Origin of the sequence: Rhizobium indicum, from assembly GCF_005862305.2 — a bacterium.
Classification (GTDB): domain Bacteria; phylum Pseudomonadota; class Alphaproteobacteria; order Rhizobiales; family Rhizobiaceae; genus Rhizobium; species Rhizobium indicum.
In genome coordinates, this window is record NZ_CP054021.1 from 1,329,858 (window position 1) to 1,355,203 (window position 25,346).

Sequence of the window (25,346 nt, forward strand, 5' to 3'; positions counted from 1 at the left end):
TTCTCTTTGGGTGAAATCTCAATCGAAGTCGAAAATGGCGACGCCGTCGGACGTGCCAGGCCTCTGCAGCACCTCGGGGTGGCGCAGTGTCCGAAGGGCGTCGTTGTAGCCGGAGGCCCAGTGCTCCTCCATCGTCAGCCGGGAGAACTCGTAATCCTTGGAGCTCGCTTCGTATTTTTTGGCGCGATATATGAGCTGTACGATGTTGTAGACCTTCTCGTCGGCCTGATCGACGAGCAGCTTGATCTCCGGATCGGCTTGCAGCAGCGCGTCCTGCGGGACGAGCTCCACGAGATGGCCGAGTGCGCGGCGCAGCCGCTGCTGCGTCTTGAAATGGTCGGTCGCCGCGCGCGTGCGGCTCGAGAAGCGGATATCCTTCTGCCGCAGTTCGATTCCGAGGAGGTCACGCGGGAACTCGCCACTCGCGCTCCAGAGATCGACCTGAAAGGCCAGCGTGTCCTGGCGCGGTGAGTTGTCGAGGACCCATTGCAGCGGCGTGTTCGATATGAGGCCGCCGTCCCAGTAACACTCGCCGTCGATCCTCGTCGCCGGGAAGCCAGGCGGCAGGGCGCCGCTCGCCATGATATGTTCGGGACGGATAGCGTGGGTCGTAGTGTCGAAGTACTCGAAGTTGCCGGTGCGCACGTTGACGGCGCCGACGCTGAAACGCATGGCCCCAGTATTGATGCGGTCGAAGTCCACCAGCCGTTCCAGCGTCGCCTTCAGCGGTGTGACGTCGTAGAAGCTTTCCGCCTCGATGCTGCCGGCGGATGAAAAGAAAGGTGGCACCGGACGGGGCGTGAAGAAGCCTGCGGCGCCGTCCATAAGGGTGGCGAAGGCATGTGCCTGATTGAGCAGGCCACGCGCGAAATCACCCTGGAGCCCCATCGCCCCCAGCATCGCCGAAAACAGAGTGGGAAACCCGTGAGCCGGGGCGGTTACCGTCTCCCAAAAGTTCCGGAGCGCCTCCACTCGTCTTTCAGGCGGATTGCCCGCAATCAGGGCACTGTTGATGGCACCGATGGAGATGCCGGCGACCCAGTCAGGATGCAGACCGGCTTCGGCCAATGCTTGATAGACGCCGGCCTGATATGAGCCGAGCGCTCCTCCGCCTTGCAACAACAGCGCGATACGCTCGAATGGCGGACGCTCCGGTATACGGTGCGTCTTGTTTTTGACGGGATGTTGAGCGGCCATGCAGTTTACCTCGGTTCTTGATCCCGCCGCCGTTCCAGATCGGCCGCAGCATATGTTGACATCGCCCACTTAAGTGCTAGAGTGGACAATGTCAACATCCATCGACAGAATGTTGACATGAGCAACTTAACAACCTAAATGGATGGCATGACCCAAGACATTTCCACGAAAGACCAGCGCCCGTACCACCATGGCGACCTGCAGAGGGCGATCGTAGAGGCCGCCCTGGACGTCCTCAGCGAGTCTCAAAGCACGGAGTTTTCGCTTCGTGAGCTCGCACGTCGGGCGGGCGTCAGTCATAACGCCCCGTACAAACACTTCGCCGATAAGCGCGAATTGCTGGGAGCCGTCTCGGCGGTTGGGTTCGAACTGCTGGCGAAGCGGATGGACGAAGCGACCAAGGAACTCGACAGTCCGCGCGAGCGGCTGACAGCTATGGCGCGCGCATATGTCTCCGGCGGCGTCAACAATCCGGCGCTCTACAGATTGATGTTCGGCGGCTACCTCGCCGGGCAGGACGAAAGGCGCCCCGCGATCGAAAGAACGGCGGCTTACAACATGAAAGCCCTTATAGTTGGCGCGATCTCCGACGGCGCTCTCGGGCGCCCGATTGCAGATACCGAGGCCAATACCCGCACGATCGATGGGGCGATTCTTGTTTTTTGGTCCCAAATGCACGGTCTAACTTTGCTGCTGGCGGATCGCCTCGTCGGCCCCAGCGACAAGATGGAGGAGCTGACCGAGAGCGTCTTGCAAGGCATGCTCGACGGATTGGCGAATTGTATCCCTGCAATACCATCAGGCGTGTGGGTGGGTCCTCCGCTTGCCGAGTAGGGCTTGAGGCTCGCGGGCAGCCACTCTGTCATTTACGTGGTGCCCGCGCCGGCTCGTTCCGAGAGGAGAAATCTCATGGACGCATACATCTCTGCTCTGATGGGGCTCGCCGGCATCGCGATTGGCAGTCTGACCTCGTTTGCCTCCACCTGGATGACGCATCGATCACAGGTGAAGGAAAAACAACGCGAGGCCGAGATTGCCAAACGCGAAAAGCTGTTTTCCGATTTCATCACCGAAGCCACGCGGCTTTATGGTGACGCAATAAGCCACCAGAAGGACGACGTCTCCGACCTCGTGCTGCTATATGCATTGGTCGCCCACATGCGTCTGATCGCATCCCGTCCGGTCGTGGATGGAGCCGAGCTGGCAATGGTAAGGATCGTCGAGACCTATTTGACGCCAAATCGCTCACTCTCTGAAATCCGCGATCTCGCGCGTTCCGGCGAGATGAACTTTCTCCTCGATTTTGGTGAGGCTTGCCGGGCAGAATTGGCGACAGGAGGCCTGTCTCCCCGGCGATAGGATTATGCGGAAATCACCAGCAAAGCTACAATCAGCCACGTTCGGCGCAAGCCAGCCAAATGAAGAAAGACGCGTGATCGCCGCCGCATATTGATTTCCGTATCTTGATAGCCTCTGCAGAGGCCACTGGGCAGACAAAATCGGAATCGCGACCCAGGAAGGCGGCCGCTATAGGATGCTACGATGAGATCCGCCTCGCTCACGTGTCGGCTCGGAAACGAGATCATTCATTCATCGTATCGGCAGCGATTTCAATCGGCTCACCAGTTCATCCAAAACGGCTTCGACCGTTTTCGAAGCCGTATCGATGACGATTGCATCGTGCCATTCGTCATAGGCTCTTTCGGAAATCTCTTGCCATGTCGGCTTCACCAGACCTTCGACGTCGGTGAGGCGCGTTTCAGCACGCTTGCGGTGCTCGGCTTTATCCGAGCAAACGACCTCGACCTCCGCCGCCATCACCCCGGCCGCTTGCGCGACCGAACGCCATGCCGACCGGGTTATCCGGAGCGGGTTGACGGAATCGGCGATAACGGTTCTGCCGAGGGTCAGATTGTCTCCAGCGATGCCGTAAGCGACGATATAGCCAGCAGGCCCGACATCATCGGTTATTCCGGAAGCGCGGATTGCTTGCTCGATAGTATCGACGCGCACATGGACCGCATTCAACCGTTCGGCCAAAGCGCGGGCAATCGTCGTCTTTCCACTGCCAGGCAGACCGCCAAAGATAATGAGCATCGTGACCTCGTCGTTTTGGAGAGGCTCCGCGAGAACGTCAGAGCAGCTCGCGGTCAGCGCAATACTTCATCATTAAGGCCTGGTTCGCAATTCCTTTGTCAGCACCGGGTTTTCACCACCGGCCTCAACGAGGGTCCACCCGAGCGCGCCGTAGAATCCCACGGCGCCTCGCGCCGCGTTCACAAGCAATCTCTCGACCCCGTGTTGTGATGCGAATTTTTCGAGGCCGGTCATGAGCATCCGCCCGTACCCCTTTCCCTGGCATTCCGCCCTGATCGCGACGGTTCGCACACACGCCGTCGCATCGTCCATCAAATCGAGGCGGGCCGCACCCACCGGCGTATTTTCAAGCAGAAGCAGCAAAGGGAAATGTTCATCCCTTCGATCATCGGGGTGGTTCGCCTCATAGCCAATCAACCCGCGGGCCTCGAAAAGGACAGCGCGGCGGATGTCGTGATAGGCATTCCAGTGTTCATCCGCAGAAACCTGGACGACCATCCAGGCGTCTTCGCCCTCGTCATTCGGAAATCTGGGTTCGTTCATCGATGACCTCGTCGATGCTCATGGACAATCGGCCGGCAAAATCGGTGACGGCCTCACGGCTCGATAACAGGAACTTCGGACGGGAAAAGACCGAGAACAATCGCGCGTGCGTCTCGAATGAATTCCAGTTGTTCATTCTACTCCGGTATTCGGCCACCCACTTCAAAAGGCCATCGAACTGGGTTGCGGTCTCGCCGCCCTGAATGCCTCGCTCCTTGATGTTGGCGATGCATTCCTCCTCCGGCAGATCAATCCAGATCATGCTCGTCGTGCGGTTGAGGACCATGTTCACCAACTGCCCGTAAACGCCCTCCATGACCCAGGCGTCGCGCTCGGCCGCTGCCTTGACCATCTCGTCCCGCAACGCACTGTCGCGAGCGATCCCATAGCGCCCGGGCTCCCAATGCATGTCATCAAGGTGAATAACCGGATGGTGAAGCTGCTCACTGATACAACGGGCGAGCCATGTTTTGCCTGCGCCGCCATTGCCCATGATGAGTATGCGGTCAAAGGCGAATGGCGGATCGGGAAACGTCATCGGCAACTCCGAGGACTTTGCGCTGATGCTGGTTTGTGTGACCTTAGCGCGAGGTATTGAATGTTTTCAAATCAAAATTGAGCGCGCGCCATCCTGCGGCACTGTCCGCTTGAGGAAAAACAATGGCTGCCGCCTTCGAGGACGCGCGCCAAATACCTAGAACTCTTCCCAGTTGCCCTCGGTGGAAGCCGGTGCGGCTGATGTGCCGAAGGCGGCTGCGAGCTTGCCGCCGAGTGCACGGGCCGGTGACGGAGCGGGCCTGGCATGATCGGTGGCCGAGGCGGGAACCGTTCTGCGCGCCGCAAGCGTCGCCGCGGCCGGGCGCGCCAGCGGCTTGGCAGTCGTCCGGGCGGCAGGGGCCGCGTTGGCCGCCTGGCCGAGATTGAACTGTGCCAGACGCTCCGAGAGGGCAGATACCTCCGTCACCAGCGTGTGCGAGGCGGCGTTCGATTCCTCGACCATTGCGGCATTCTTCTGGGTCGACTGGTCCATCTGGTTGACTGCCGTGTTGATCTCCAGGAGACCCGTCGACTGTTCACGGGCGGCCTGAACGACCGCCTGGACATTGCTGTTGATCTGCTGGACTTCAGCAACGATCGCCTGCAGCGCTTTGCCGGTCTGGCCGACGAGATCGACGCCACGCTTGACCTGGTCGCCGGACGAGGTGATCAGCGCCTTGATCTCCTTGGCGGCCGTCGCCGAGCGCTGCGCCAGTTCACGCACTTCCTGTGCGACGACGGCAAAGCCCTTACCGGCCTCCCCTGCACGTGCTGCCTCAACGCCTGCATTGAGGGCCAACAGGTTGGTCTGGAAGGCAATATCGTCGATCACACCAATGATGTTGGAGATCGACTGCGAGGATTGCTCGATGCCGGTCATCGCGTCAACGGCTTTGCGAACGACCTCTCCGGATTTTTCCGCACCATCCTTGGTGCGGCTGACGAGCGCGCCTGCTTCTTCGGCGCGAAGGGTGGAGTCCTTGACCGAGGTGGTGATCTGCTCGAGCGCAGCGGCGGTCTCCTCGACGGAAGCGGCCTGCTGTTCGGTGCGGCGGGCGAGATCGTCGGCACCGGAGCGGATTTCTTCCGAACCGGCCTGGATGACGGCAGCGTTTTCGGAGAAGGAAATCAGGGCTGCCTGCAGCTTTTCGACAGACGCGTTGAAATCGACGCGGATTTCGTCAAGGGAGTCGGTAAACGGCTTTTCCAGCCGGACGGTCATATCTCCGTTGGAAAGGCTGGCCAGTCCGTTGCCGAGTTCGCTCACCGCGAACTTGATCGAATCCTCACGGGCAGCATGGAGGACCGAACGTTCCTGTCGTTCGATCTCTTCGCGGGACCGGGAGTTTTCTGCATCCGTTTCCAGCTTGATCTTCTGGCGATTGCTTTCCAGCAGGATGGCGAGGGAACGCGAGAGGTCACCGATTTCGTCCTTGGCATTCTTGTCGCACAATTGCACATCGAGCTGGCCATGGGCGATGCGATCGGTCTCGGCGATCACGCCCTCAATGCGGCGGATGAATTTGGCTGCGATGAGCCAGCCTGAAAGACCGAGCAGGAGTGCAGCGATGGCGGTGATCGCAACGGCGCTCCAGGCCATGTTGTTGAGCTGGGCAAAGACGGTGGATTTGGGCACCGAGACGACGGCGTACCAGTTCAGGTCATTCGTCAGCTTTACCGGATAGGCGACCAAGAAATAGGTCTGGCCGTCCGGGCCTGCGATCTCCTGCGCGACGCCGGGCTTGGCGATCAACTGATCCCAACCGGCGGTCAGATCGCCGCCGTCCTTGATATTCTTGCCTGCGAGTTCTGCGGAAGGATGGCTGATGATGCTGCCGGCGCCCGTCACCAGGCTGAGATAGCCAGTCTCCATCGGGTGGACTGCCGAGATCGCCTTGTTGGCGTCGTCGAGCGAAATATCCATGCCGGCGACGCCGAGCGCCTTGCCATCGACCATGATCGGCTTGGCGACCGAGGTCATCAGCACGTCCTTGCCGTCGACCGCATAGACATAAGGTTCGATGACGACAGTCTTTTTCTGAGTAAAGGGCAGCTGGTAGTAATCGCCGGCGCCCGACACGCCATAATCGACCAGCGGCGTGTGCTGGATCTTGTCGCCACTGCGGACCCAGTAGGGCACGTAGCGGCCGGTCGTGTCGTGGCCTTCCTTGCCGACAAAATCCTTGTCCTTGCCGTCGAAGGCATTCGGCTCCCAGCCGGTCCAAACACCGAGCGCCATCGGATTATCCTGCAGCATGTTCTTCAGCAAGTCGTCGGCAGTCGCACGATTGGCGTTTCCGCCGTCCTTCATCGTCGACAGCGACGTTTCCAGCGTATTGACGATGCCGAGTGCCACGCTCATGGATTTCTCGACGTTGAGCGCATTGGTGGCGGCGATCTGGAGCATCTGATCGAGGCTCGATTTGCGCATATCGTTGTAGGCGATGTAAAAAAGAACGCCCGATGCCGCGATCGTGGCGATGACACCGCAGGCCGCCACGGAAAAAATGTTGCGTCCGGTCGCCGATTTGAACTGCATGCGCTTAACCTCCTCAAGCGGGCAGGTCGTCGATCGCGCACCGATCTATTCCGTCCCGGCTTCCCCCAGACCGAGAACTGATTTCAGGACGTGGCTGCACGTCACGGAAATCGTTCGCAATTTAAAGAAAATACGGAGCGGCTGTTAATTTACGGTGTATTGCGGCAGCTTTCCTTATGACAAGGCAGCCTGCTGCGCCTCTTTTAAGACGCGCAGATGCGGTGCGGCTGCCGTTGGCGAAACTGTCACATCAAGACGCTATAAGGATTTTCGCCCGGCGCCTCTTGCGTCGGCACTGTTTCACCGTCAAAATTGCGACATGCCTGACAGCGACCCATCCAGTACACGCTCCGCCCCTTCCAACCGGGATCTCCCGGCCGAGGAAGCAGGCGACCATTGTAGACGGTGCGATGACCTCCGCCTCGCCTCGAGCATATCACGGCTCCCGCAGAGAGCAGCCGCTTTCCACATCATCGAGAATGACGGCGGCCACATGCCAGCCCGCTTGTACCGACGGCATATGACTTTCACTTCAGAGGAGCGGTCCGCCATGACGACGACCGCCTTTGATGATTGATGTTCTCCGACTGGATTTCGACCCTTCCGCATGGGTCGGCGTTGTCACTCACGGATTTCTGAAAACTGATGGAACCTACACTGATGTAACGCGATGATAGAAAGACGATAGGCGATGGGTCTATAGTAGCGTCCCTTCGAATGCCTCGCCGCGTCGCCTGATGAATTCGGTATGACAACCTCAACGAATAGGGTCCCTGTGTTTCTGGAAATTGGAATTGTGGCGTTTCTCACCATCCTGAATGGTGTGCTCGCCATGTCGGAGCTGGCCGTTGTGTATTCTCGAACAGCTCGCCTAAAGGTTCTCTCCGACAATGGAAGCAAGGGTGCAGCTCAAGCGATCAAACTTGCCGAAAACCCCGGTCGTTTTCTCTCTACGGTGCAGATCGGCATCACGCTGGTCGGCGTTCTATCCGGCGCTTTCTCCGGGGCCACGCTCGGCGGCCGCCTGAGCGGATGGCTAGAAGCCCAGGGAATGTCATCGACGGCCGCTGATGCCATTGGCGTAGGTTCAGTCGTCGTGGCAATCACATATCTTTCGTTGATCGTCGGCGAACTTGTTCCAAAGCAGATCGCATTGCGGGAACCCGAAGCGGTTGCGGCCAGGGTCGCACCAGCCATGGCGGTACTTTCAAAAATTGCGCTGCCGCTCGTGTGGCTTCTGAACGCCTCCGGAAATCTTGTGCTTAAGCTCTTGGGCCAAACAGGAAAAGGTGGCGACAATGTCTCCGACGCAGAGATCAAAACTGTTCTGGCCGAGGCGCAGTCGGCTGGAGTGATCGAAAGCGAAGAGTCCGCGATGATATCAGGTGTCATGCGGCTTGCGGACCGCACTGCCCGAGCGCTTATGACGCCCCGACGGGACGTCGAAATTATTGATATCGACGACAGCCTTGATGAAATTCGGACCCAGTTGCACAGGACGAAGCGGTCGCGGTTGCCGGTTCGAAAAGGCAGTTCGGACGAGGTGATCGGCATCCTTCCGGTCAAGGACTTCTACGACGCGATGTCCGAACACGGCAGTGCCGACATTACGGCTCTGACGCAAGACGTCCCGGTGGTTTCAGACCTTTCAACTGCCATCAATGTGATTGAAGCCATCAGGAAATCGCCCGTTCACATGGTGCTGGTTTTCGACGAGTATGGCCACTTCGAGGGGGTTGTCTCGTCAGGTGACATATTGGAAGCAATCATGGGGGCTCTGCAGGAGGGACCGGTCGATGAACAGGCCATCGCTCGTCGAGACGACGGCTCTTATCTCGTGTCGGGCTGGACGCCAATTGACGAGTTCGCTGAATTCTTAAACCTCAAGCTCGATGGCGACTTGGAATATCAGACTGTCGCCGGCTTGGTGTTGGAAGAGTTGAAACATCTGCCGGAATTGGGCGAGAGCTTCACGAGAGATGGATGGCGCTTCGAAGTCGTCGATCTCGACGGGAGGCGCGTGGACAAAATACTTGTGTCGGCTGAGTGAAGACCGGCGGGCGCCCTCTTCGCCAGCGACTTCGCCGATGAGGTCGTCAATCTCGACGGCCGCAACATCGACAAGATCCGCATCCACCACTTGGACGATGGGGCCTGACAGCAGGAGTGAACGCCATGGCATGGTCCGCCAATCAATATGTGAAATTCGAGGATGAGCGCACGCGACCGGCGCGCGACCTGTTGGCACAGGTGCCGCTGCAAAACATTCGTCATGCCATCGATCTCGGCTGCGGCCCGGGCAATTCGACCGAGCTGATCATCGAGCGCTACGGGGCGCAGGGCGTCTCGGGCGTCGACAGTGACATGAACATGCTGGAGGCGGCGCGCAAGCGGCTTCCGGGCACTGCCTTCGTCGAGGCCGATCTCACCCGCTGGCAGTCGACTGAGCCCGCCGACCTTTTGTTTGCCAATGCCGTCTTCCAATGGCTGCCTGACCATCTCGATATCTTCGACCGGCTGATGGACGGGCTTTCCGAAGGCGGCGTGCTGGCCGTGCAGATGCCCGACAATCTCGGCGAACCCTCGCATCTGGCGATGGAGGAGACGGCGCATGCCGGCCCGTGGAAATCCGCCTTCGAGGCGAAGAGCGTGCGCCGCAAGGGGCTGCCCCCGCCGTCCACTTATTACAGCCGGCTGATCGCCAAATCCTCTCGCGTCGATATCTGGCACACCATCTACAATCACCCGATGGCGGATGCTGCAGCGATCGTCGAATGGGTGAAGGGAACCGGGCTGATGCCCTATCTCGCCCATGCCGGCGAGGAGCATCGCGAGGAATTCCTGGCCGATTACCTCAAGCAGGTGGAAAAGGCCTATCCCAAGATGTCGGACGGGCGGGTGCTGCTGCGGTTTCCGAGAATTTTCATGGTGGCGGTGAAACGGTAAAGCCGGCCGCGCCAAGCAAGGTGACGCGAGCTTGGGCGCCCCGGATGGTGTCAAATGCTTGTTATCCCTCGCCCGCATGGTGCTTGCGGCGAGACCGGCACGCAGTATAGTCGGCCGGAAAATCCAAGGAGATGACACATGGACGCTGTCCCTACCCCGCCGGTCACCCTCGTCATCTTCGGCGCCACGGGAGACCTGACGCGCCGCCTGCTGGTGCCGGCGATCATCAATCTGACGCGCAGTCGCCTTGTCGGCGAGGATCTCCACATTCTCGGCATCGGCATCGAGCCGGGTGACGACGAGTTCCTGCGCGGGCGGCTCGACCAATTCCTCAGCCATCTGAGCGGTGAAGAGCCGCCGGTGAAGGACGAGACCTGGGAAAGCCTGCGCCGGCGCATTTCCTACACGTCTGGGGATTTCACCAAGGACGATATTTTCGTCGAGATCGGCAAGCGGCTGGGGCCGCATGCCAATGCCGCCTTCTATCTCGCGGTGCCGCCATCCTTTTTCGGGACGATCGTCGAGAAGCTCGCCGCCCATGGGCTGACCAATGAAAGCGACGGCGTCTTCCGCCGCGTCGCGATCGAAAAACCGTTCGGCACCGATCTCGCCTCGGCGCAGGCGCTCAATGCACAGATCCTCGCGCAGGTCGGGGAAGGCCAAGTCTACCGGCTCGACCATTTCCTCGGCAAGGAGACGGTGCAGAACCTAATGACGGCGCGTTTCGCCAACATGATGATCGAGTCCTTGTGGAACAGCCGCTACATCGACCATGTACAGATCACCGCCGCCGAAATCGTCGATGTCGGCAGCCGCGGCAAATTCTACGATGCTACTGGCGCGCTGCGCGACATGGTGCCGAACCATCTCTTCCAGCTGCTGGCGATGATCGCCATGGAACCGCCGAACAGCTTCGATGCCGAGGCAATCCGCAACGAAAAGAGCAAGGTGCTGAAGGCGCTGCGCGTCTATACACCTGATGAGGCCAAGACGCATGGCGTGCGCGGCGCCTATGCTGCGGGCCCGCTCAATGGGGCTCAGCTTCCGGCCTATCGCGATACCAAGGACGTCTCGCCCGACAGCAGGACCGAGACCTTCGTGGCGCTGAAGCTCTATGCCGATACTTGGCGTTGGGCCGGCGTGCCCTTCTATCTCAGGACCGGCAAGGCGCTGACGGCGCGCGACACCGAGATCGTCATCACCTTCCAGCCGGTGCCCTTCGCGCAGTTTCGCGAGACCGACGTCAAGCGCCGCCTACCGCCGAACCGGCTGGTGATCCAAGTGCAGCCGGACGAGGGCATGAGCATGGAAATCTCGATCAAATCGCCGGGGCTTTCGGTCGACACCGTGCCGGTCTCGCTCGATTTCCGCTATTCCGACAAATTCGATATTGCCAAGACGACCGGCTATGAATCATTGCTCTACGATCTCTTCATCGGCGACCAGACCCTGTTCCAGCGCGCCGACGGCATCGAGGCCGGATGGGCGGCGGTGCAACCCTTCCTCGATATCTGGGCCAAGGATGAGAGCGTGCCTGACGCCTACGCGCCGGGCAGCATGGGACCGGCCTCAGCCGACGAACTGATCCAGCGCGACAGACGGCAGTGGCATGAACTCGGCGTCATACTGCACGGAAACGACAAATAGCCGGTCCTGCTTGCTGATCTGGGCCTATCCCGTCAGCGGCAGGCGTCGCCTAGCGTACCGTCGCGCTCGGCCGCGCGGTACTGACGCGTTCCGGGCCGCGGGCAGACGGTCCGATCGGACGGAATGACGACGGTGATATCACCGGTTTCGACTGGATCCAGCGGAATCATGAGTCCGCCATTGGATTCCGCCCCCGGCACCGTGCCGGGTGGCATGCCGCCGAAGCGGCCGCTAGAATCCATATCAGCAAGGGCCTGGGAGAAAGCCGGAGCGGCGAAGCCGAGGAGAATGATCGAGGCTGCTGCAAGAAACATACGCATGATGCTATTTCCTATGTTTTCAGCGATGCGACAGAAACAGCAGGACGACCTCATTGTTCCCCCGGAAGCGGGGGCGAACGATCAAAGTTTAGCGATCGGAATATGGCGCCTCAGAGCGGGCGATCTCCGGCTCAATCGCGCCAGCGCGACAGCAGCCTGTCGAGACCTGTCGGATAGAGATCGATGCCGGCGTCCCGCAGCCTGTCGCGGCCGAACCAGCGCGCCATCGCCGCCGTCTCGTCGAGTTCGGAATAGTGGATTTCATCGCGCTCATAGAGCGACGCATCGGCCAGTTCGATATCGGCAGCGAAGATGAATTCGTGACCGATTGCGCCATGATGCTCGTAAATGTTTTCGAGCAGATGCCAGGGGCCGACGATGCGGATCGCCGTTTCGAGTTCCTCCTGGAATTCGCGGTGCAGGGCCCCTTCGCGGCTCTCGCCGAATTCGATCGCGCCGCCGAGCGGGCGAACGCCCTTGATGCGGCCGCTGTCATCCTCCACTTCGGCGGCAAGCAACTGGTCTTTCCGCCAGGCGAGGCCGATCACCTTCACCCTGATCTGCTGCGATGGACGCCAGATGGTCATAAGACTCTCCTTCCCTCCAATGGGGCAGCCGTTAACTAGTGGGCAGAGGCTGCGATGCAAGGGCGATCAAAGCCAGCGCGCCGATGATCATGTTAGGTCAATCTTTGACATCTATTGCCATAGGGGGCCGACTGCCCCATATTCGTGACAACGAAAGGAAAACCATGCCCAACGTCGCGTTCGGAAACCACTACGAGGAATTTGTCCGGAAGCAGTTGGACTCCGGCCGCTATAACAATGCCAGCGAAGTTGTTCGGGCAGGACTGCGGCTGCTGGAGGATCATGAGGCGGCCCGCGAACGCTGGCTCAATGAGGAGATCCCGGCGCGCTACGACGACCTAGTGAACAACCCGAGCCTTGGCATCCCGGCCGAGACAGTACGCGCCCGCTTTGAAACCAAGCGCCGGATTGATGCGGCGAAAGCCAAGTAGGGCATGGCCTACCGCATTATTTATCATCCGAAGGCGGAAGCCGAACTCGACAAGCTCTATGCCGATATCGCCGTTGAGGCGGGAACGGGCATCGCCGGCGACTTCGTCAACGCAGTGATCACTTTCATCGAGGCCCTGGAGATGTTCCCGGAACGGGGCACGGTGCGGGAAAGCCGGATTCCCGGCCTTCGTGTTATCGGCTACCGGCGCAGCGTCAGCGTGGCGTTCTCGGTCAGTGGCGGTGACGTCAACATATTGGGCGTGTTTGCGCGTGGGCGTGATATCACTGACGAGATTCTGGAAGAGCGACAAGGGTAAGCCGACAGGCGAGCCTCCTCCGCATGGACGGTAGGTTGCAGGCCCCTTCGGTTCAGCTCGCCTGCCGCCGACCGGCCATTTCTTCAAGTTGGACGGGCCTTTGTCCCGGCGATTTCAGGACAAGATATAATGAGCCCCGCAACGACGCGAGGCTCTTGCCGATCCCTCGTCTCAGACGAACTGGCTGAGGCCCGGGACGGAAGCGACGACCTCGTCGACGACCCCTTCGCCGGCATATTGCTTGGCGATCGCGATGGTTTCCTTGGCAAGCGAGGTGATCTCGCCCATGCCGAGGCCTTCGCCCATCAGTTGCTGGCCGAGCCCCATGATGCCACCGCCGCCGAGCGAACTCATCAGCCCGCCGAGCAGACCGCCGCCGCCAGCGCTTGCGCCATTGAACTGGGCAACGAGATCGGCGCCGCCGGGGATCGCTTCGATCATCTTGGCAACCGGGCCATCGGCGGCCTCACGCTGCAAAAAGCCGAGCATCATGCCGAGCGCCTTTTCGGCCAGATCAGGTGCAATACCCACGCGATCGGCGATCTGGGTCACAATTTCATTCATCGTCAGCCTCCTATTTTTTGACGTTAACGTCAACGTTAATCGAGATTCGACCGCAACTCAAGCCGGCCCCTCCCCGGGCCGCACTTTGTCCGGTTTTGCTTTCAATGCAAACAGTTGTCCGCATGCGCATGCCTGCTTATAACAGGGAAACGATGGTTCGATGAAGGCGACAGAAGCACGCCTTCTCATACAAATGGCGGCAGAGCCCCAAGGGAGCATTCCGAATGATCGAGGATGGCAAGATTTTCATCGGCGCGAGCCGCAATCCCGATGACAGCATCAACAAGCCGGAATATCTCGACCTGAAATTCGGCAATCGCCACGGCCTCGTCACCGGCGCCACCGGCACCGGCAAGACCGTGACGCTGCAGGTACTGGCCGAAGGCTTCTCCCGGGCCGGCGTTCCGGTGTTTGCGGCCGATATCAAGGGCGACCTTTCCGGCATCGCCGCCAAGGGCGAGCCGAAGGATTTCCTGACGAAGCGTGCCGAGCAGATCGGCTTTGCCGACTACGAATTCGACCAGTTTCCAGTGATCTTCTGGGATCTGTTCGGCGAGAAGGGCCACCGGGTGCGCACCACCATCGCCGAGATGGGACCGCTGCTGCTCGCCCGCCTGATGGATGCCTCCGAACCGCAGGAAGGCGTCATCAACATCGCCTTCAAGATCGCCGACCAGGGCGGGTTGCCGCTGCTCGACCTCAAGGATTTCAGCTCGTTGCTGAACTATATGGGCGAGAATGCCAGCCAACTTTCCAACCAGTACGGGCTGATCTCCAAGGCTTCGGTCGGCTCGATCCAGCGGGCGCTGCTCGTTCTCGAACAGCAGGGGGCCGAGCACTTCTTCGGCGAACCGGCGCTGAAGATCACCGACATCATGCGCACCAGCAATAATGGCTACGGCCAGATCTCGGTGCTGGCCGCCGACAAGCTGATGATGAACCCGCGGCTTTACGCCACCTTCCTGCTCTGGCTGCTCTCCGAGCTCTTCGAAGAATTGCCCGAGGTGGGCGATCCCGAAAAGCCGAAGCTCGTCTTCTTCTTCGACGAGGCGCACCTGCTCTTCAACGACGCGCCGAAGGTGCTGACCGAACGCGTCGAGCAGGTGGTGCGGCTGATCCGCTCCAAGGGCGTCGGCGTCTACTTCGTGACGCAGAACCCGCTCGACGTGCCGGAAACGGTGCTCGCCCAGCTCGGCAACCGGGCGCAGCACGCGCTTCGCGCCTATTCGCCGCGTGAGCAGAAGGCGGTGAGGACGGCGGCCGACACCTTCCGTGCCAATCCGGCCTTCGATTGCGCCACCGTCATCACCAATCTCGGCACCGGCGAGGCACTGGTCTCGACGCTTGAGGCCAAGGGCGCGCCTTCGATCGTCGAGCGTACGCTGATCCGCCCACCATCCGGCCGCGTCGGCCCGGTGACGGATGTCGAGCGCCGGCAGATCATGGACAGGAGCCCGGTTCTCGGCGTCTATGACGAGGATGTCGACCGCGAATCCGCCTTCGAACTGCTGGCCGCACGGGCGAAGAAGGCGGCCGATGCCGACGCCGCCAAGCGGGCGCAGGAAGAAGCACCACAGCAACAGGGCAACACGACCTCCGGCTGGAACCTGCCGGGCTTCGGCGGCGGCAATGACGACGACAACCAGGGCCGCGGCCACTCGCGCGGCCGGGCGTCCGGCTATCAGCGCGAAACGGTGGTGGAAGCGGCGATGAAGAGCGTGGCCCGCACGGTGGCGACACAGGTCGGCCGGGCGCTGGTGCGCGGGATCTTGGGGAGCTTGAAGCGGTAAGTTGGGGTCTCTTCTTCCCTCGGGGAGAAATGCCGGCAGGCAGATGCGGGATGAGAAACGCCAGCGACGAACGCCTTGAGCGGCCAGCGAAAGGCAGCAATGGCGTACCGTGTGGCCCCCTCATCCGACCCTTCGGGCCACCTTCTCCCCGCTGGGGAGAAGAGGGAATAAGATCGCAGCCTGCCGCCCGATTGGCTGCTTTGCCTTGAACCGGCAGCCTTTATTCCCTAAATTACCTACCATCGACCATTTCAACAGGATGTGTGCCGCAATGGATTTCAACCCGATCGCAACGCCAGTTCGCCTTGCCAACGGGGACATCCATAGCCATGCCTGCATCCATTACTCTCTCCCAAATTTCATGGTCCGCGCCTGACGGGCGGCCGCTTTTTTCCAATCTCGACCTGAGTTTTGGGGCTGAGCGTACCGGTCTTGTCGGACGCAACGGCGTCGGCAAGACGACGCTGCTGAAGCTCGTCTCCGGTGAAATCCAGCCGCATTCGGGCACCGTATCCGTCAACGGCAGCCTCGGCGTGCTGCGCCAGAGCGTTCAGGTGACGCCTGACGAAACGGTCGCCGATCTCTTCGGCGTCAGCCATGCGCTCGCTATTCTTCGCCGTGCCGAAGCCGGCGAGGCAACGGCCGACGAGCTTGCATCGGCGGACTGGATGCTGGAGGCGCGCGTCGCCGCAGCACTCAATCGGACCGGGCTCGACGCGCCGCCGGAGACGCCGCTTGCGGTACTCTCCGGCGGGCAGCGCACCCGTGCCGGGCTTGCCGCGCTTGTTTTCACCGAACCGGATTTCCTGTTGCTCGACGAACCGACCAACAATCTCGATCGCGAAGGCCGCGAGGCGGTGATCGCGCTGATGTCAGGCTGGCGGGCCGGCGCCATCATTGTCAGCCATGACCGGGAACTGCTCGAAAGCGTCGATGCGATCGTCGAACTGACGTCGCTCGGTGCCACGCGCTACGGCGGCAACTGGAGCCATTTCCGCGAGCGCAAGGCTCTCGAGCTCGCCGCAGCACAGCATGATCTTACTGAAGCCGAAAAACGCATGGCCGAGGTGGCGAGAAAGGCGCAGGCGACGGTGGAGCGGCAGGCGCAGAGAGACAGCACCGGGCGGAAGATGGCCGCCAAGGGCGGCATACCGCGCATTTTGCTCGGCGGCATGAAGGAGCGGAGCGAAACGACGGGTGGCGATAATGCCCGCCTCGCCGGCCGCCGGCGCGCCCAGGCAATGGAAGAGGCAATAGCAGCGCGCGAGAAGATCGAGATCCTCCAGCCCTTGTCGGTCACCCTACCGCCGACCGGACTGCCCGCCGGCAAGATCGTGCTGAAGATGGATGGTGTGACATCGGGCTACCAGCCTGATGATCCCGTCATCCGCGATCTCTCCTTCGATGTGACGGGACCGGAACGGATCGCCGTCACCGGCCGCAACGGCTCGGGCAAGACCACATTGCTAGCGCTCGTCACCGGCGAGCTGAAACCCTGGGCCGGCACGGTCGGCGTCATGACCGCTTTCTCTATGCTCGATCAGAAGGTGAGCCTGCTCGATCCTTCGGCCTCGATCCGCGACAATTTTCGCCGGATCAATCCGCAGGCCGATGAAAATACTTGCCGGGCGGCCCTTGCCCGCTTCATGTTCAGGGCGGACGCTGCGCTACAGACCGTATCGACGCTAAGCGGCGGGCAATTGCTGCGGGCGGGCCTTGCCTGCGTCCTCGGCTCGGCACCGCCGCCGCTGTTGATCCTCGACGAGCCGACCAACCATCTCGACATCGACTCGATCGCCGCGGTCGAGGCAGGACTGCGCGCCTACGACGGCGCGCTGCTGGTGGTCAGCCACGACGAGACATTCCTCAGGAGTATCGGGATCACGCGGCGGTTGGAACTGTCGCCAGCCGACCCGGGATAATTCCGGCTCATGCCTGCTGCCGGCCTCCGACGCGACGGTTCCGACAGACGGCGACGATCAACGCGGTGACGCAGATCAGGAGTTCAAGAGCGAAGGTCCAATGCAACATGAAACTCACGACCCAATTGCTGTAGGTCGCCGGCACCGTCGTCAGCTCGAATTTCGACCAATCGAATGGCGCGAGCCAAAGCATCGGCGCAGCGACGGTATCCATAACCATGTGAAGCATGACGGCTGCGAAAAAGACGGCGGCCGTGGGAAGCCGGTCCGGCGCCAGTCGACCGATCGCCAACAGAGCCGTGGCGGCGAAGCCGAGCCAAAAAAGCGGCCAGTGGGAGACATAGTCGTGATGGTGAATTTTGCCGCCGGTCAGGAAGAAATAGACCATGTCGAAATCCGGCAATACGCTGCCGATCAAGGCTGCGGTCATGATGCCGGGTGCGGCGGACCGCTGCCGCGCGGCGCTCCCGAGAAGGTAGCCTGCCGGCAAATGGGCAATGAGCATGCGTCTTATTCTCCCCGGTCGGTCCCGAAGAATCCTCTATGCGCGGTTTATGGCTAGAATCGGCACAGGTCCGGCTCTCTTGCCTCTTTTCGCGGGCAATGTTATTGGAATCCCGCAAGCTTTTGAGAAAGGAGGATCACGCAATGCAATATTATTTTCGGTTTAATCGCCAGCGTGGTCCCGTCGACGCCCTGCAAATGCGTTTGCAGGGCTGACCAGAGACCGTTTCTCGACATCTCTTCCTGGTCTGCCCTTCGTGGCCAATGCGGCGCCGTAGATAACAGCGCGCATTTTTCTCATTTCCCGGGCCCGATACGCGCAATCCCGTGATGGCTGAATGCCCCGGATCGCGCTCGAATACCCGGTCAAGACCAGAGAACGATCATGACACTCATCAATATCCGCAATCTTGGCGTGACGCTGGGCAATCCCTTGTTTTCCAAGCTCAATCTCGTCGTCAATGCCGGCGACCGCATCGGTCTGGTCGCTGCCAACGGGCGGGGGAAATCGACGCTGCTTGCCTGCATCACCGGCGCGCTGGAGCCGAGCGAGGGCGAGATCACCAAGGCGCGCGGGCTGACCGTCGGCCATGTCGCGCAGAATGTGCCACCTGCCCTTTTCGACACGCCGTTCTACGATGCGGTGCTGCAGGCGTTGCCGGCCGATCAGGCCGAAAGCGAGAGCTGGCGGGTCGACGTGGTGCTGGAATCGCTCGACGTGCCGGAGGCCATGCGTGGCCGGCCGCTGAAGCAGTTGAGCGGCGGATGGCAGCGGCTTTCCATGCTTGCCCGCACCTGGGTGAGCGAGCCCGACGTGCTTCTGCTCGACGAACCGACCAACCATCTCGACCTCGAAAAGATTGCGCAGCTGGAGGGCTGGCTGAATGCGCTGCCGCGCGACGTGCCGGTTATCCTGTCCAGCCACGACCGCGCCTTCCTCGATGCGACGACCAACCGGACGCTGTTCCTGCGGCCGGAGCAATCGCCGGCCTTCGCCCTGCCCTATACCCGGGCACGCTCCGCCCTGGACGAGGCCGACGCTTCCGAAGCCCGGCGCTACGAGCGCGACATGAAGGTGGCGGAGCAATTGCGCAAGCAGGCGGCGAAGCTCAACAATATCGGCATCAACTCCGGCAGCGATCTGCTCGTCGTCAAGACAAAGCAGCTCAAGCAGCGTGCGGAGAAGCTTGAGGACGCAGCAAAACCGGCGCATCTGGAGCGCTCGGCCGGCGCCATCCGGCTTGCCAATCGCGGCACGCATGCCAAGGTGCTGGTGACGCTGGAGGATGCGGCGGTGACGACGCCGGATGGAACGCTGCTGTTCAAGACCGGCCGGCAATTCATCTGCCAGGGCGACCGCATCGTGCTGCTCGGCCTCAACGGCGCCGGCAAGTCGCGGCTGGTCTCTATGCTGAAGCAGGCGATCGAAAAGCCGGAGACGGCGCGGGACAGCATCAAGGCGACGCCTTCGCTGGTGCTAGGCTATGGCGACCAGGCGCTTGCCGATCTTGCCGACACCGACACGCCGATCGGCACGATCATCCGCCGCTTCGATGTCGGCGATCAGCGGGCGCGGGGCTTGCTGGCAGGCGCCGGCATGACGATCGACATGCAGGCAAAACCGATTGGCCAGCTCTCCGGCGGCCAGAAGGCCAGGCTCGGCATGCTGGCGCTGCGGCTGACGGAGCCGAACTTCTACCTGCTCGACGAACCGACCAACCACCTCGACATCGACGGACAGGAGGCGCTGGAGAGCGAGCTGATGGCGCACGAAGCGAGCTGCCTGCTGGTCTCGCATGACCGCAGTTTCGTGCGGGCGGTGGGAAACCGGTTCTGGCTGATCGAGAGGAAGCGGCTGGTGGAGGTGGAGAGCCCGGAGGGGTTCTTTGCTTCGGTGGGATCAGGCGTGTGATGGGCAACGGGGGCGTGCCGCGTCGCCCCGTCCTTTGCGAGGGTTCGCAACAAATCTCAATGTTAAAAGACACTCCGCAACATCGGCGCGGGGCATGGTTTCTTGAGAGCCGGGCGGTGTCGCGATCGCCTCTCGACTTTTCTTCCCATGAACACGAGGCATCTCCATGCATATCAGATTAGTCGCCTGCGCCGCCCTGACGCTTTCGGTTGCCGTTCCTGCCGTTGCCGCCGATCTTACCTATGAAACGCCGTCGGCACCGTCCGCCGAGCAAGTATCTTCGGCCTATGACTGGTCGGGCTTCTATCTCGGCGCCCAGGGCGGATATTCCTGGAGCCAGGCAAAGATCCTCGGCTCGGATCAGGATATCGACAGCGGCACATCCGGCCTGCATGCCGGCTATAATTTCCAATCCGGAAATATCGTCTACGGCATCGAGAACGACTTTAACTACAACTTCGAGAAAAATGACAATGCGAACCTCGAATGGGATGCTTCCGGCCGAGCCCGGGTAGGTTACGCCTGGGATCGAACCCTGTTCTTTGCAACGGCAGGCGTGGCAGCCGGCGGCGGCAAGGTCGACATTCCCGCTGCCGGAAAGAAGGATGGCATCCTGATCGGCTGGACGGCCGGCGGCGGCATCGAACATGCGGTCACCGACAATATCCTGGTGCGCGGCGAGTATCGTCATTCCGATTTCGGCAACAAGGACTTCCGTTCGACCATCGGCGATGTCGGCGCCACGCAGGACAAGGTCCTCTTCGGGACCAGCTACAAGTTCTGACGGAAAGGCGGCGGCAGCCGTATGAGGGTCCTGCCGCACGCTGCCACGCCTAAAAACCTACCGCTTCGGTGCGACCAGGCAGAAGAAGGCGCCTTGCGGGTCGGTGGCCTGGATGATCCAGCTGCCGCCGGGGACTTCCATCGGGCCGTTGACGACCTTGCCGCCGCCTGAGGTGACGCGTTCGATCGCGGCGTCGAGGGTCGGCACGATGAAATAATAGCACCAGAAGGTCATCGGCATGTTTTCCGGCTTGGTCATCATGCCGCCGATCTGCCGACCGTTATGGGCGAAGAGGTAGTAGACGCCCATCGGACCCATGTCCATTTCGCTGTCCTTCGTCCAGCCGAACAGCTTGGAATAGAAGGAAACAGCGTCTTTGCCGTTGCCGGCATAGAGTTCGCGCCAGCCGATATTGCCGGGGGCGTCGAAGGCCAGTTCCGGCATGGGCTTCTCCATCGGCGCCGGCGTCATGATGCAGAGCACCGCGCCATGCGGATCGGCAACGACGGCGAAGCGGCCGATGGTCGGGATGTCTTCCGGCGGACGGCGGACCGAACCGCCATTGGCGGCAAAATCCTTGGCAGTCTGGTCGACATCGTCGACGTCGACATAACCCGTCCAGTTCGGCGGAATGCCCTTGCCTTCAAGTTCGGTCGGAAATTCCATCAGGCCGGCGACGCCGATGCCGTTCGCTTCGAAGATCGTGTAGGTGGGCATGCCCTCCATTTTCATTTCGGAGGTGGTCCAGCCGACGACCGAGCTGTAGAATTTCGCGGCAGCCGATGTGTCGGGGGTCATCAACTCGCACCAGATGAACTTTCCATGCGTCTCAGACATCATACTCTCCCTTTTCGACGCCCCTCTTCGGAGGCCTCTTTGCGAGGCCCCTTTCTCGAGGTTGAACGCCGTGATTGTCAGATCTTGCGGGCGTAATGTGCTTCCATGAACTGCTTCCAGGAGCCGTCCGGCTGCTTGGCGCTGGAGACGAAGGTGCGGTGATCGGCGTCGACGAAGATGATCTGCTCGCGGTAGTCGGCAAGCCCCTCGCCATTGAAGTCGGGGCCTGTGGTATAGAGGTCCAGCACATTGCCTGACGCGTCGACCGCACCCTCATAGACCCACATATAGTCCATCATGCTGCCGATCCAGCTGCCGACATACTTGCCTTTTGCGTCGTTGTAACCGAGCGTCAGGATGCTGGTCGCCTCCTTACCATCAGGCATACGGCCGGTCCCTTCGGCGACGAACCAGATGCCGTGCAGCGAGCGGACGGTCTCCGTCCAGGGCTCGCCGCCACTCATGTCGGGTGCGGTGACGGTCCAGTCGCCGACCAGTCTTTCCAGGAAGGAATGTTCCTTCAGCACTTCAGCGGTCTTCATCATCCTCTTCTCCCTTGAGTGATGGTGGTGTTTGTTTTCCGCATTCCGGACGCAAAACCGCTTACACTTTTCGGCATCATGCTCCGGCTCAGTGACAGCAGGATGGCGCCTTGGCGGCCTCCTCATATTCGTCGTGGCGGCGCACGAAATTCATCGTGCTGTCCTCGTTGCGGCCCTTCGGCGCGCGGTCGAGGATCATCAGGGTGCCGATCAGTTCTTCCGGCCCGCGGGCATAACTCGAATAGGTATGGAAGACCTCGCCCTTGTCGTTGCGGTAGAAAGCGCTGAGGCCCGGCAGTTCGTCATTGGCATCAGCCGGCTGCATCGGTGTGAAATTGTAAAAGACCTTGTCTTTGGCAAGATCCTCGGGGCTGAAAGAAACGTGATAATCGAAATTGAAATCGCTGCCGAAGGAAGAGACCCAGGGAAATTGCCAACCCATGCGCTGTTTGTAGGCGGCGATCTTGTCGAGCGGCGCGCGTGAAACGGCGACCCAGGTGACGTCGTGATGGTTCAGATGCGGCAAGGCGCCATCGACATGATCGGACAGGAAGGAGCAGCCGGTGCAGCCGGCATCCCAATCCGGGCCAAGCATGAAATGGTAGATCAGCAACTGGCTGCGGCCATCGAAGAGATCGGCGAGCGACTTCCTGCCCTCCGGCGTTTCGAAAGCATAATCCTTGTCGACCTTCACCCAGGGCAGCGCCAGACGGGCGGCGTTGACGCTGTCGCGCAGCCGCGTCTCCTCCTTCTCCTTTGCCAGCAGGACACGGCGGGCTTCGAGCCACTCTTCGCGGGACACTACCTCGTTCTGCATGAAATGCGCCCTCCTCCGGCGCTTGCCGGTGAAGCCGGCTCATCTCCTTCTCCTTGACTAAATACATTGATATCAATAGAAATGAAGCATGTCAAATTCGATCGAGATTCCCTTTTCCACGACGCTGATGGTGCGCGACACCTGCCTCTGCCTGCATGTGCAGCGGGCAGCACGCGCGCTTGCCCGGCTGTTCGACGATGCGCTGAGGCCGGCCGGCCTGACCAACGGGCAGTTTTCGCTGATGATGTCGCTGAACCGGCCGGAGCCGCCGCCGATGGGGCCGGTCGCAGCCCTGCTCGCCATGGACCAGACGACGCTGACGGCGGCGTTGAAGCCGCTTCAGCGCAAGGGCTGGGTAACGGTGATGGAGAACCCCAGAGACAGGCGCGGCCGGCTGCTGAGCCTCACCCGTGAGGGCAAGGCGGTGCTGGCAAAAGCGCTGCCGATCTGGAAAAGCACACATGCGATGATCGACGGAAAGCTGCCGGAAGGCGGCTCCGCCCGGCTGCGACAGGATCTGCAGGCGCTGTCATGAATGACGATAGAAACGCCGAGGCCGGCCGGGCTGAACGCCGCCCGGCCGGCAGATGACGGCAGCCGATACGGCTACCAAGTTTTAAGCCGATCAGGCGACGGTGACCGGGACCTCGGTCGAGGTGCGCATCGCGTGGCTGTAGGGGCAGACGATGTGGGCTGCGGCTGCGAGCTTTTCAGCGGTTTCGCGGTCGAGACCCGGGATGTTGACCGTCAGCGCCACTTCGATGCCGAAGCCGCCGCCATCTTCACGCGGGCCGATGCCGACCTTGGCGGAGACCGTCGTGTCCTCGGGAATCTTGACCTTCTGCTGGCCCGCGACAAATTTCAATGCACCGAGGAAGCAGGCGGAGTAGCCGGCAGCGAAAAGCTGTTCGGGATTGGTGCCGGTCGCGCCGTCGCCGCCGAGTTCCTTGGGAACGGTCAGCGTCACGTCCAGAACGCCGTTTTCGGAAACGGCGCGGCCCGCGCGGCCGCCGGTGGCAGAGGCTTTGGTCGTATAGAGAATAGGCATGACGATCTCCTTTGGTTGGCCCTTCGATCGGGTTGGATTTTTATTATCGCACAATTAACTTGTACGCAAGTGAATTTTGCAAATTGCATTTCGGATTCGAAAAGAGGACAATCGGGCTTCAGGGATAATAGATATGAAAGCGCAAACGACGAAGACGATGGAGATACCGCAAGAGGAGAAGCGGCTGGAAAAGCAGTTGTGCTTCGCGGTCTACGCGACGGCGCATGCTTTCACCCGCGCCTACAAGCCGATCCTCGACAGGGTCGGCCTGACCTATCCGCAATATCTGGTGATGCTGGTGCTGTGGGAACGCGGCGAACTGCCGGTCAAGACGATCGGCGAGCAGCTGGATCTCGATTCCGGCACGCTATCGCCGCTGTTGAAACGGCTCGAACAGAGCGGGCTGCTCAAGCGCATCCGCGACCTGCGCGACGAACGGCAGGTGATCGTGTCGCTGACCCCGCAAGGTCAGGCAATGAAGGGGGAGATCGATACGATCATGACGGCGATCGGGCAAGCCGCAGGCTGCACGCTTGAGGAAATGGCCGAGATGCGCGACATGCTGCATCGGCTGCGGGGCAATCTCGGGCGGGCCGGCGCGGGCGGCTGAACGCACTCACCCGGTAGAGCGGGCACCCGGTAGAGCGGGCACCCGGTAGAGCGGGCACCCGGTAGAGCGGGCACCCGGTAGAGCCGGCACCCGGTAGAGCCGGCGTACGCGCCGAGAGATCAGGACCGCGGCTTAGCGGGCGACCGGCGCTTCTTTGCAGGCGCCGCCTTAGGTTCGGCCTCGGCCTCCTGCTGCAAACGCAGCGCCTTCAGCTTCTCCGTCTTCTTGTCACGGGCCGTTGCCTCGGCGGCGATAATGGCGCGCGCCGTGTGATCGGTCGCTTCCGCCTTGTCGCGAGACGAAAGCTTGGCGGGATTGAAGAATTCTCCCTTGGTGGCGGTCATGTGCCCCTTTCCCAGGTGATGGCGGCTTTACCGCATAGTTCCTCAAATCGAAATCGGTTCAAGGAATTATGCTGAAATACAAGTGTTACAGCCCCCTTGCGCGTCTGGAATAGGCGCGCGGCGCTGTAAGCCATGGCTCCACGGCAGAAACCATGATTCCCGGCTGAACCGTGATTGCCACGGTTGGGCCGTGATGCCACAGCCGGGATTAGCGGGTGGGGCGGAGAACCTTCTTCGGTGCCGGCAGCAGACCTTCGCGCTGCAGCTTCTTGCGAGCGAGCTTGCGCTGGCGGCGAATGGCCTCGGCCTTTTCGCGGGCGCGCTTCTCGGACGGCTTTTCAAAGGCGCTGCGAGCCTTCATTTCCCGGAACAGACCTTCCCGCTGCATCTTTTTCTTGAGCACGCGGAGCGCCTGATCGACATTGTTATCTCTGACGAGTACCTGCAAAACGATATCCTTCCTGTTGCGGCGGCGAAGCCGCACTGTCCAAAATTAAAAACCCGGGCCAA

28 protein-coding genes are annotated in these 25,346 nt (G+C 61.1%); 13 read left to right on the top strand and 15 right to left on the bottom strand.

Going from position 1 to position 25,346, the window contains the following annotated elements:
- Window positions 1-18: 18 nt before the first annotated feature.
- Window positions 19-1,197 (bottom strand): patatin-like phospholipase family protein, encoded by a 1,179-nt coding sequence (locus FFM53_RS06560; protein ID WP_138328572.1) that lies wholly within the window; start codon window positions 1,195-1,197, stop codon window positions 19-21.
- A gap of 147 nt (window positions 1,198-1,344) precedes the next feature.
- Here FFM53_RS06560 and FFM53_RS06565 point away from each other — a divergent pair, with 147 nt between their 5' ends.
- Both FFM53_RS06565 and FFM53_RS06570 read left to right on the top strand, forming a co-directional pair.
- Window positions 1,345-2,031 (top strand): TetR/AcrR family transcriptional regulator, encoded by a 687-nt coding sequence (locus FFM53_RS06565; RefSeq protein WP_138328573.1) that lies wholly within the window; start codon window positions 1,345-1,347, stop codon window positions 2,029-2,031.
- Window positions 2,032-2,106: 75 nt separating this feature from the next.
- A complete protein-coding gene (locus FFM53_RS06570) occupies window positions 2,107-2,556 on the top strand; it encodes a hypothetical protein (RefSeq protein ID WP_138388023.1) in 450 nt (149 codons plus the stop codon).
- 231 nt (window positions 2,557-2,787) lie between these two features.
- On the opposite strand, the gene FFM53_RS06575 is transcribed toward FFM53_RS06570, so the two are convergent.
- The 4 genes from FFM53_RS06575 to FFM53_RS06590 form a co-directional block, all read right to left on the bottom strand.
- The gene (locus FFM53_RS06575; protein ID WP_138387780.1) at window positions 2,788-3,294 is read right to left on the bottom strand and encodes a P-loop nucleotide/nucleoside kinase family protein; all 507 of its coding nucleotides are present in this window, start codon (window positions 3,292-3,294) and stop codon (window positions 2,788-2,790) included.
- Between the two features lie 72 nt (window positions 3,295-3,366).
- Complete coding sequence (locus tag FFM53_RS06580) at window positions 3,367-3,837, bottom strand: GNAT family N-acetyltransferase (RefSeq protein WP_138387781.1); 471 nt, start codon at window positions 3,835-3,837, stop codon at window positions 3,367-3,369.
- Window positions 3,812-4,375: a P-loop NTPase family protein gene (locus tag FFM53_RS06585; RefSeq protein WP_138387782.1), complete on the bottom strand. Its 564-nt coding sequence runs from the start codon at window positions 4,373-4,375 to the stop codon at window positions 3,812-3,814. Before FFM53_RS06585 ends, FFM53_RS06580 begins: the two co-directional genes overlap by 26 nt.
- Before the next feature lie 156 nt (window positions 4,376-4,531).
- Window positions 4,532-6,913, bottom strand: a complete 2,382-nt coding sequence (locus FFM53_RS06590) for a methyl-accepting chemotaxis protein (RefSeq protein WP_138387783.1) — start codon at window positions 6,911-6,913, stop codon at window positions 4,532-4,534.
- A 775-nt stretch (window positions 6,914-7,688) separates the two neighbouring features.
- On the opposite strand from FFM53_RS06590, the gene FFM53_RS06595 reads away from it, so the two are divergent.
- From FFM53_RS06595 to zwf, 3 genes are all read left to right on the top strand, one after another.
- On the top strand, window positions 7,689-8,963 hold the full coding sequence (locus tag FFM53_RS06595) for a hemolysin family protein (protein ID WP_138328578.1): 1,275 nt from the start codon (window positions 7,689-7,691) through the stop codon (window positions 8,961-8,963).
- A gap of 125 nt (window positions 8,964-9,088) precedes the next feature.
- Window positions 9,089-9,859 (top strand): trans-aconitate 2-methyltransferase, encoded by a 771-nt coding sequence (tam, locus tag FFM53_RS06600; RefSeq protein ID WP_138387784.1) that lies wholly within the window; start codon window positions 9,089-9,091, stop codon window positions 9,857-9,859.
- A gap of 138 nt (window positions 9,860-9,997) precedes the next feature.
- The gene (gene zwf, locus FFM53_RS06605) at window positions 9,998-11,506 is read left to right on the top strand and encodes a glucose-6-phosphate dehydrogenase (RefSeq protein WP_138387785.1); all 1,509 of its coding nucleotides are present in this window, start codon (window positions 9,998-10,000) and stop codon (window positions 11,504-11,506) included.
- Between the two features lie 32 nt (window positions 11,507-11,538).
- Here the strand turns inward: zwf and FFM53_RS06610 are convergent, their stop codons facing one another.
- Together FFM53_RS06610 and FFM53_RS06615 are read right to left on the bottom strand one after the other, a co-directional pair.
- On the bottom strand, window positions 11,539-11,880 hold the full coding sequence (locus tag FFM53_RS06610; RefSeq protein ID WP_138387786.1) for a hypothetical protein: 342 nt from the start codon (window positions 11,878-11,880) through the stop codon (window positions 11,539-11,541).
- Window positions 11,881-11,957: 77 nt separating this feature from the next.
- Window positions 11,958-12,413, bottom strand: coding sequence for an NUDIX hydrolase (locus tag FFM53_RS06615; RefSeq protein WP_138387787.1), 456 nt, complete (start codon window positions 12,411-12,413; stop codon window positions 11,958-11,960).
- 164 nt (window positions 12,414-12,577) lie between these two features.
- Between FFM53_RS06615 and FFM53_RS06620 the strand changes: the two genes are divergently transcribed.
- Window positions 12,578-12,844 (top strand): type II toxin-antitoxin system ParD family antitoxin, encoded by a 267-nt coding sequence (locus FFM53_RS06620; RefSeq protein WP_138387788.1) that lies wholly within the window; start codon window positions 12,578-12,580, stop codon window positions 12,842-12,844.
- Between the two features lie 3 nt (window positions 12,845-12,847).
- The gene (locus FFM53_RS06625) at window positions 12,848-13,162 is read left to right on the top strand and encodes a type II toxin-antitoxin system RelE/ParE family toxin (RefSeq protein ID WP_138387789.1); all 315 of its coding nucleotides are present in this window, start codon (window positions 12,848-12,850) and stop codon (window positions 13,160-13,162) included.
- Between the two features lie 171 nt (window positions 13,163-13,333).
- On the opposite strand, the gene FFM53_RS06630 is transcribed toward FFM53_RS06625, so the two are convergent.
- The gene (locus FFM53_RS06630; protein WP_138328585.1) at window positions 13,334-13,726 is read right to left on the bottom strand and encodes a hypothetical protein; all 393 of its coding nucleotides are present in this window, start codon (window positions 13,724-13,726) and stop codon (window positions 13,334-13,336) included.
- Window positions 13,727-13,950: 224 nt separating this feature from the next.
- Between FFM53_RS06630 and FFM53_RS06635 the strand changes: the two genes are divergently transcribed.
- Both FFM53_RS06635 and FFM53_RS06640 read left to right on the top strand, forming a co-directional pair.
- Window positions 13,951-15,516, top strand: coding sequence for a helicase HerA-like C-terminal domain-containing protein (locus tag FFM53_RS06635; protein ID WP_138387790.1), 1,566 nt, complete (start codon window positions 13,951-13,953; stop codon window positions 15,514-15,516).
- A 329-nt stretch (window positions 15,517-15,845) separates the two neighbouring features.
- The gene (locus FFM53_RS06640) at window positions 15,846-17,438 is read left to right on the top strand and encodes an ABC-F family ATP-binding cassette domain-containing protein (protein ID WP_138387791.1); all 1,593 of its coding nucleotides are present in this window, start codon (window positions 15,846-15,848) and stop codon (window positions 17,436-17,438) included.
- A gap of 7 nt (window positions 17,439-17,445) precedes the next feature.
- Here FFM53_RS06640 and FFM53_RS06645 read toward each other — a convergent pair whose 3' ends face one another.
- Window positions 17,446-17,943: a metal-dependent hydrolase gene (locus FFM53_RS06645; protein WP_138387792.1), complete on the bottom strand. Its 498-nt coding sequence runs from the start codon at window positions 17,941-17,943 to the stop codon at window positions 17,446-17,448.
- A gap of 384 nt (window positions 17,944-18,327) precedes the next feature.
- Between FFM53_RS06645 and FFM53_RS06650 the strand changes: the two genes are divergently transcribed.
- Both FFM53_RS06650 and FFM53_RS06655 read left to right on the top strand, forming a co-directional pair.
- Window positions 18,328-19,854, top strand: a complete 1,527-nt coding sequence (locus FFM53_RS06650) for an ABC-F family ATP-binding cassette domain-containing protein (RefSeq protein WP_138387793.1) — start codon at window positions 18,328-18,330, stop codon at window positions 19,852-19,854.
- Window positions 19,855-20,020: 166 nt separating this feature from the next.
- Complete coding sequence (locus tag FFM53_RS06655) at window positions 20,021-20,638, top strand: outer membrane protein (protein WP_138387794.1); 618 nt, start codon at window positions 20,021-20,023, stop codon at window positions 20,636-20,638.
- Window positions 20,639-20,695: 57 nt separating this feature from the next.
- Here the strand turns inward: FFM53_RS06655 and FFM53_RS06660 are convergent, their stop codons facing one another.
- From FFM53_RS06660 to FFM53_RS06670, 3 genes are all read right to left on the bottom strand, one after another.
- On the bottom strand, window positions 20,696-21,475 hold the full coding sequence (locus FFM53_RS06660) for a VOC family protein (protein WP_138328591.1): 780 nt from the start codon (window positions 21,473-21,475) through the stop codon (window positions 20,696-20,698).
- A gap of 77 nt (window positions 21,476-21,552) precedes the next feature.
- The gene (locus FFM53_RS06665) at window positions 21,553-22,020 is read right to left on the bottom strand and encodes a DUF1579 domain-containing protein (RefSeq protein WP_138328592.1); all 468 of its coding nucleotides are present in this window, start codon (window positions 22,018-22,020) and stop codon (window positions 21,553-21,555) included.
- Window positions 22,021-22,105: 85 nt separating this feature from the next.
- On the bottom strand, window positions 22,106-22,834 hold the full coding sequence (locus FFM53_RS06670; RefSeq protein ID WP_138387795.1) for a DUF899 domain-containing protein: 729 nt from the start codon (window positions 22,832-22,834) through the stop codon (window positions 22,106-22,108).
- A gap of 88 nt (window positions 22,835-22,922) precedes the next feature.
- Between FFM53_RS06670 and FFM53_RS06675 the strand changes: the two genes are divergently transcribed.
- Window positions 22,923-23,369 (top strand): MarR family winged helix-turn-helix transcriptional regulator, encoded by a 447-nt coding sequence (locus tag FFM53_RS06675; RefSeq protein WP_138387796.1) that lies wholly within the window; start codon window positions 22,923-22,925, stop codon window positions 23,367-23,369.
- A gap of 90 nt (window positions 23,370-23,459) precedes the next feature.
- Here FFM53_RS06675 and FFM53_RS06680 read toward each other — a convergent pair whose 3' ends face one another.
- On the bottom strand, window positions 23,460-23,882 hold the full coding sequence (locus FFM53_RS06680) for an organic hydroperoxide resistance protein (RefSeq protein ID WP_003546481.1): 423 nt from the start codon (window positions 23,880-23,882) through the stop codon (window positions 23,460-23,462).
- A gap of 124 nt (window positions 23,883-24,006) precedes the next feature.
- On the opposite strand from FFM53_RS06680, the gene FFM53_RS06685 reads away from it, so the two are divergent.
- Window positions 24,007-24,492 carry a MarR family winged helix-turn-helix transcriptional regulator gene (locus FFM53_RS06685; protein ID WP_138328979.1) on the top strand — a complete coding sequence of 162 codons (486 nt, stop codon included), beginning with the start codon at window positions 24,007-24,009 and terminating at the stop codon, window positions 24,490-24,492.
- Window positions 24,493-24,611: 119 nt separating this feature from the next.
- Here FFM53_RS06685 and FFM53_RS06690 read toward each other — a convergent pair whose 3' ends face one another.
- Window positions 24,612-24,836, bottom strand: a complete 225-nt coding sequence (locus tag FFM53_RS06690) for a hypothetical protein (RefSeq protein WP_138328594.1) — start codon at window positions 24,834-24,836, stop codon at window positions 24,612-24,614.
- Between the two features lie 208 nt (window positions 24,837-25,044).
- A complete protein-coding gene (gene rpsU / locus FFM53_RS06695; protein WP_003546477.1) occupies window positions 25,045-25,284 on the bottom strand; it encodes a 30S ribosomal protein S21 in 240 nt (79 codons plus the stop codon).
- Between the last annotated feature and the right edge of the window lie 62 nt (window positions 25,285-25,346).

What these genes read in the sequence shown, in the direction of transcription:
- FFM53_RS06585 (WP_138387782.1), bottom strand. Translation starts at nt 4,375, where the DNA reads ATGACGTTTCCCGATCCGCCATTCGCCTTTGACCGCATACTCATCATG.
- FFM53_RS06655 (WP_138387794.1), top strand. Translation starts at nt 20,021, where the DNA reads ATGCATATCAGATTAGTCGCCTGCGCCGCCCTGACGCTTTCGGTTGCC.
- FFM53_RS06690 (WP_138328594.1), bottom strand. Translation starts at nt 24,836, where the DNA reads ATGACCGCCACCAAGGGAGAATTCTTCAATCCCGCCAAGCTTTCGTCT.
- FFM53_RS06650 (WP_138387793.1), top strand. Translation starts at nt 18,328, where the DNA reads ATGACACTCATCAATATCCGCAATCTTGGCGTGACGCTGGGCAATCCC.
- FFM53_RS06570 (WP_138388023.1), top strand. Translation starts at nt 2,107, where the DNA reads ATGGACGCATACATCTCTGCTCTGATGGGGCTCGCCGGCATCGCGATT.
- tam (WP_138387784.1), top strand. Translation starts at nt 9,089, where the DNA reads ATGGCATGGTCCGCCAATCAATATGTGAAATTCGAGGATGAGCGCACG.
- FFM53_RS06610 (WP_138387786.1), bottom strand. Translation starts at nt 11,880, where the DNA reads ATGAGGTCGTCCTGCTGTTTCTGTCGCATCGCTGAAAACATAGGAAAT.
- FFM53_RS06660 (WP_138328591.1), bottom strand. Translation starts at nt 21,475, where the DNA reads ATGTCTGAGACGCATGGAAAGTTCATCTGGTGCGAGTTGATGACCCCC.
- FFM53_RS06580 (WP_138387781.1), bottom strand. Translation starts at nt 3,837, where the DNA reads ATGAACGAACCCAGATTTCCGAATGACGAGGGCGAAGACGCCTGGATG.
- FFM53_RS06615 (WP_138387787.1), bottom strand. Translation starts at nt 12,413, where the DNA reads ATGACCATCTGGCGTCCATCGCAGCAGATCAGGGTGAAGGTGATCGGC.
- FFM53_RS06640 (WP_138387791.1), top strand. Translation starts at nt 15,846, where the DNA reads ATGCCTGCATCCATTACTCTCTCCCAAATTTCATGGTCCGCGCCTGAC.
- FFM53_RS06630 (WP_138328585.1), bottom strand. Translation starts at nt 13,726, where the DNA reads ATGAATGAAATTGTGACCCAGATCGCCGATCGCGTGGGTATTGCACCT.
- FFM53_RS06635 (WP_138387790.1), top strand. Translation starts at nt 13,951, where the DNA reads ATGATCGAGGATGGCAAGATTTTCATCGGCGCGAGCCGCAATCCCGAT.
- FFM53_RS06565 (WP_138328573.1), top strand. Translation starts at nt 1,345, where the DNA reads ATGACCCAAGACATTTCCACGAAAGACCAGCGCCCGTACCACCATGGC.
- FFM53_RS06665 (WP_138328592.1), bottom strand. Translation starts at nt 22,020, where the DNA reads ATGATGAAGACCGCTGAAGTGCTGAAGGAACATTCCTTCCTGGAAAGA.
- FFM53_RS06670 (WP_138387795.1), bottom strand. Translation starts at nt 22,834, where the DNA reads ATGCAGAACGAGGTAGTGTCCCGCGAAGAGTGGCTCGAAGCCCGCCGT.
- FFM53_RS06560 (WP_138328572.1), bottom strand. Translation starts at nt 1,197, where the DNA reads ATGGCCGCTCAACATCCCGTCAAAAACAAGACGCACCGTATACCGGAG.
- FFM53_RS06680 (WP_003546481.1), bottom strand. Translation starts at nt 23,882, where the DNA reads ATGCCTATTCTCTATACGACCAAAGCCTCTGCCACCGGCGGCCGCGCG.
- FFM53_RS06620 (WP_138387788.1), top strand. Translation starts at nt 12,578, where the DNA reads ATGCCCAACGTCGCGTTCGGAAACCACTACGAGGAATTTGTCCGGAAG.
- FFM53_RS06675 (WP_138387796.1), top strand. Translation starts at nt 22,923, where the DNA reads ATGTCAAATTCGATCGAGATTCCCTTTTCCACGACGCTGATGGTGCGC.
- FFM53_RS06575 (WP_138387780.1), bottom strand. Translation starts at nt 3,294, where the DNA reads ATGCTCATTATCTTTGGCGGTCTGCCTGGCAGTGGAAAGACGACGATT.
- FFM53_RS06625 (WP_138387789.1), top strand. Translation starts at nt 12,848, where the DNA reads ATGGCCTACCGCATTATTTATCATCCGAAGGCGGAAGCCGAACTCGAC.
- FFM53_RS06590 (WP_138387783.1), bottom strand. Translation starts at nt 6,913, where the DNA reads ATGCAGTTCAAATCGGCGACCGGACGCAACATTTTTTCCGTGGCGGCC.
- zwf (WP_138387785.1), top strand. Translation starts at nt 9,998, where the DNA reads ATGGACGCTGTCCCTACCCCGCCGGTCACCCTCGTCATCTTCGGCGCC.
- FFM53_RS06645 (WP_138387792.1), bottom strand. Translation starts at nt 17,943, where the DNA reads ATGCTCATTGCCCATTTGCCGGCAGGCTACCTTCTCGGGAGCGCCGCG.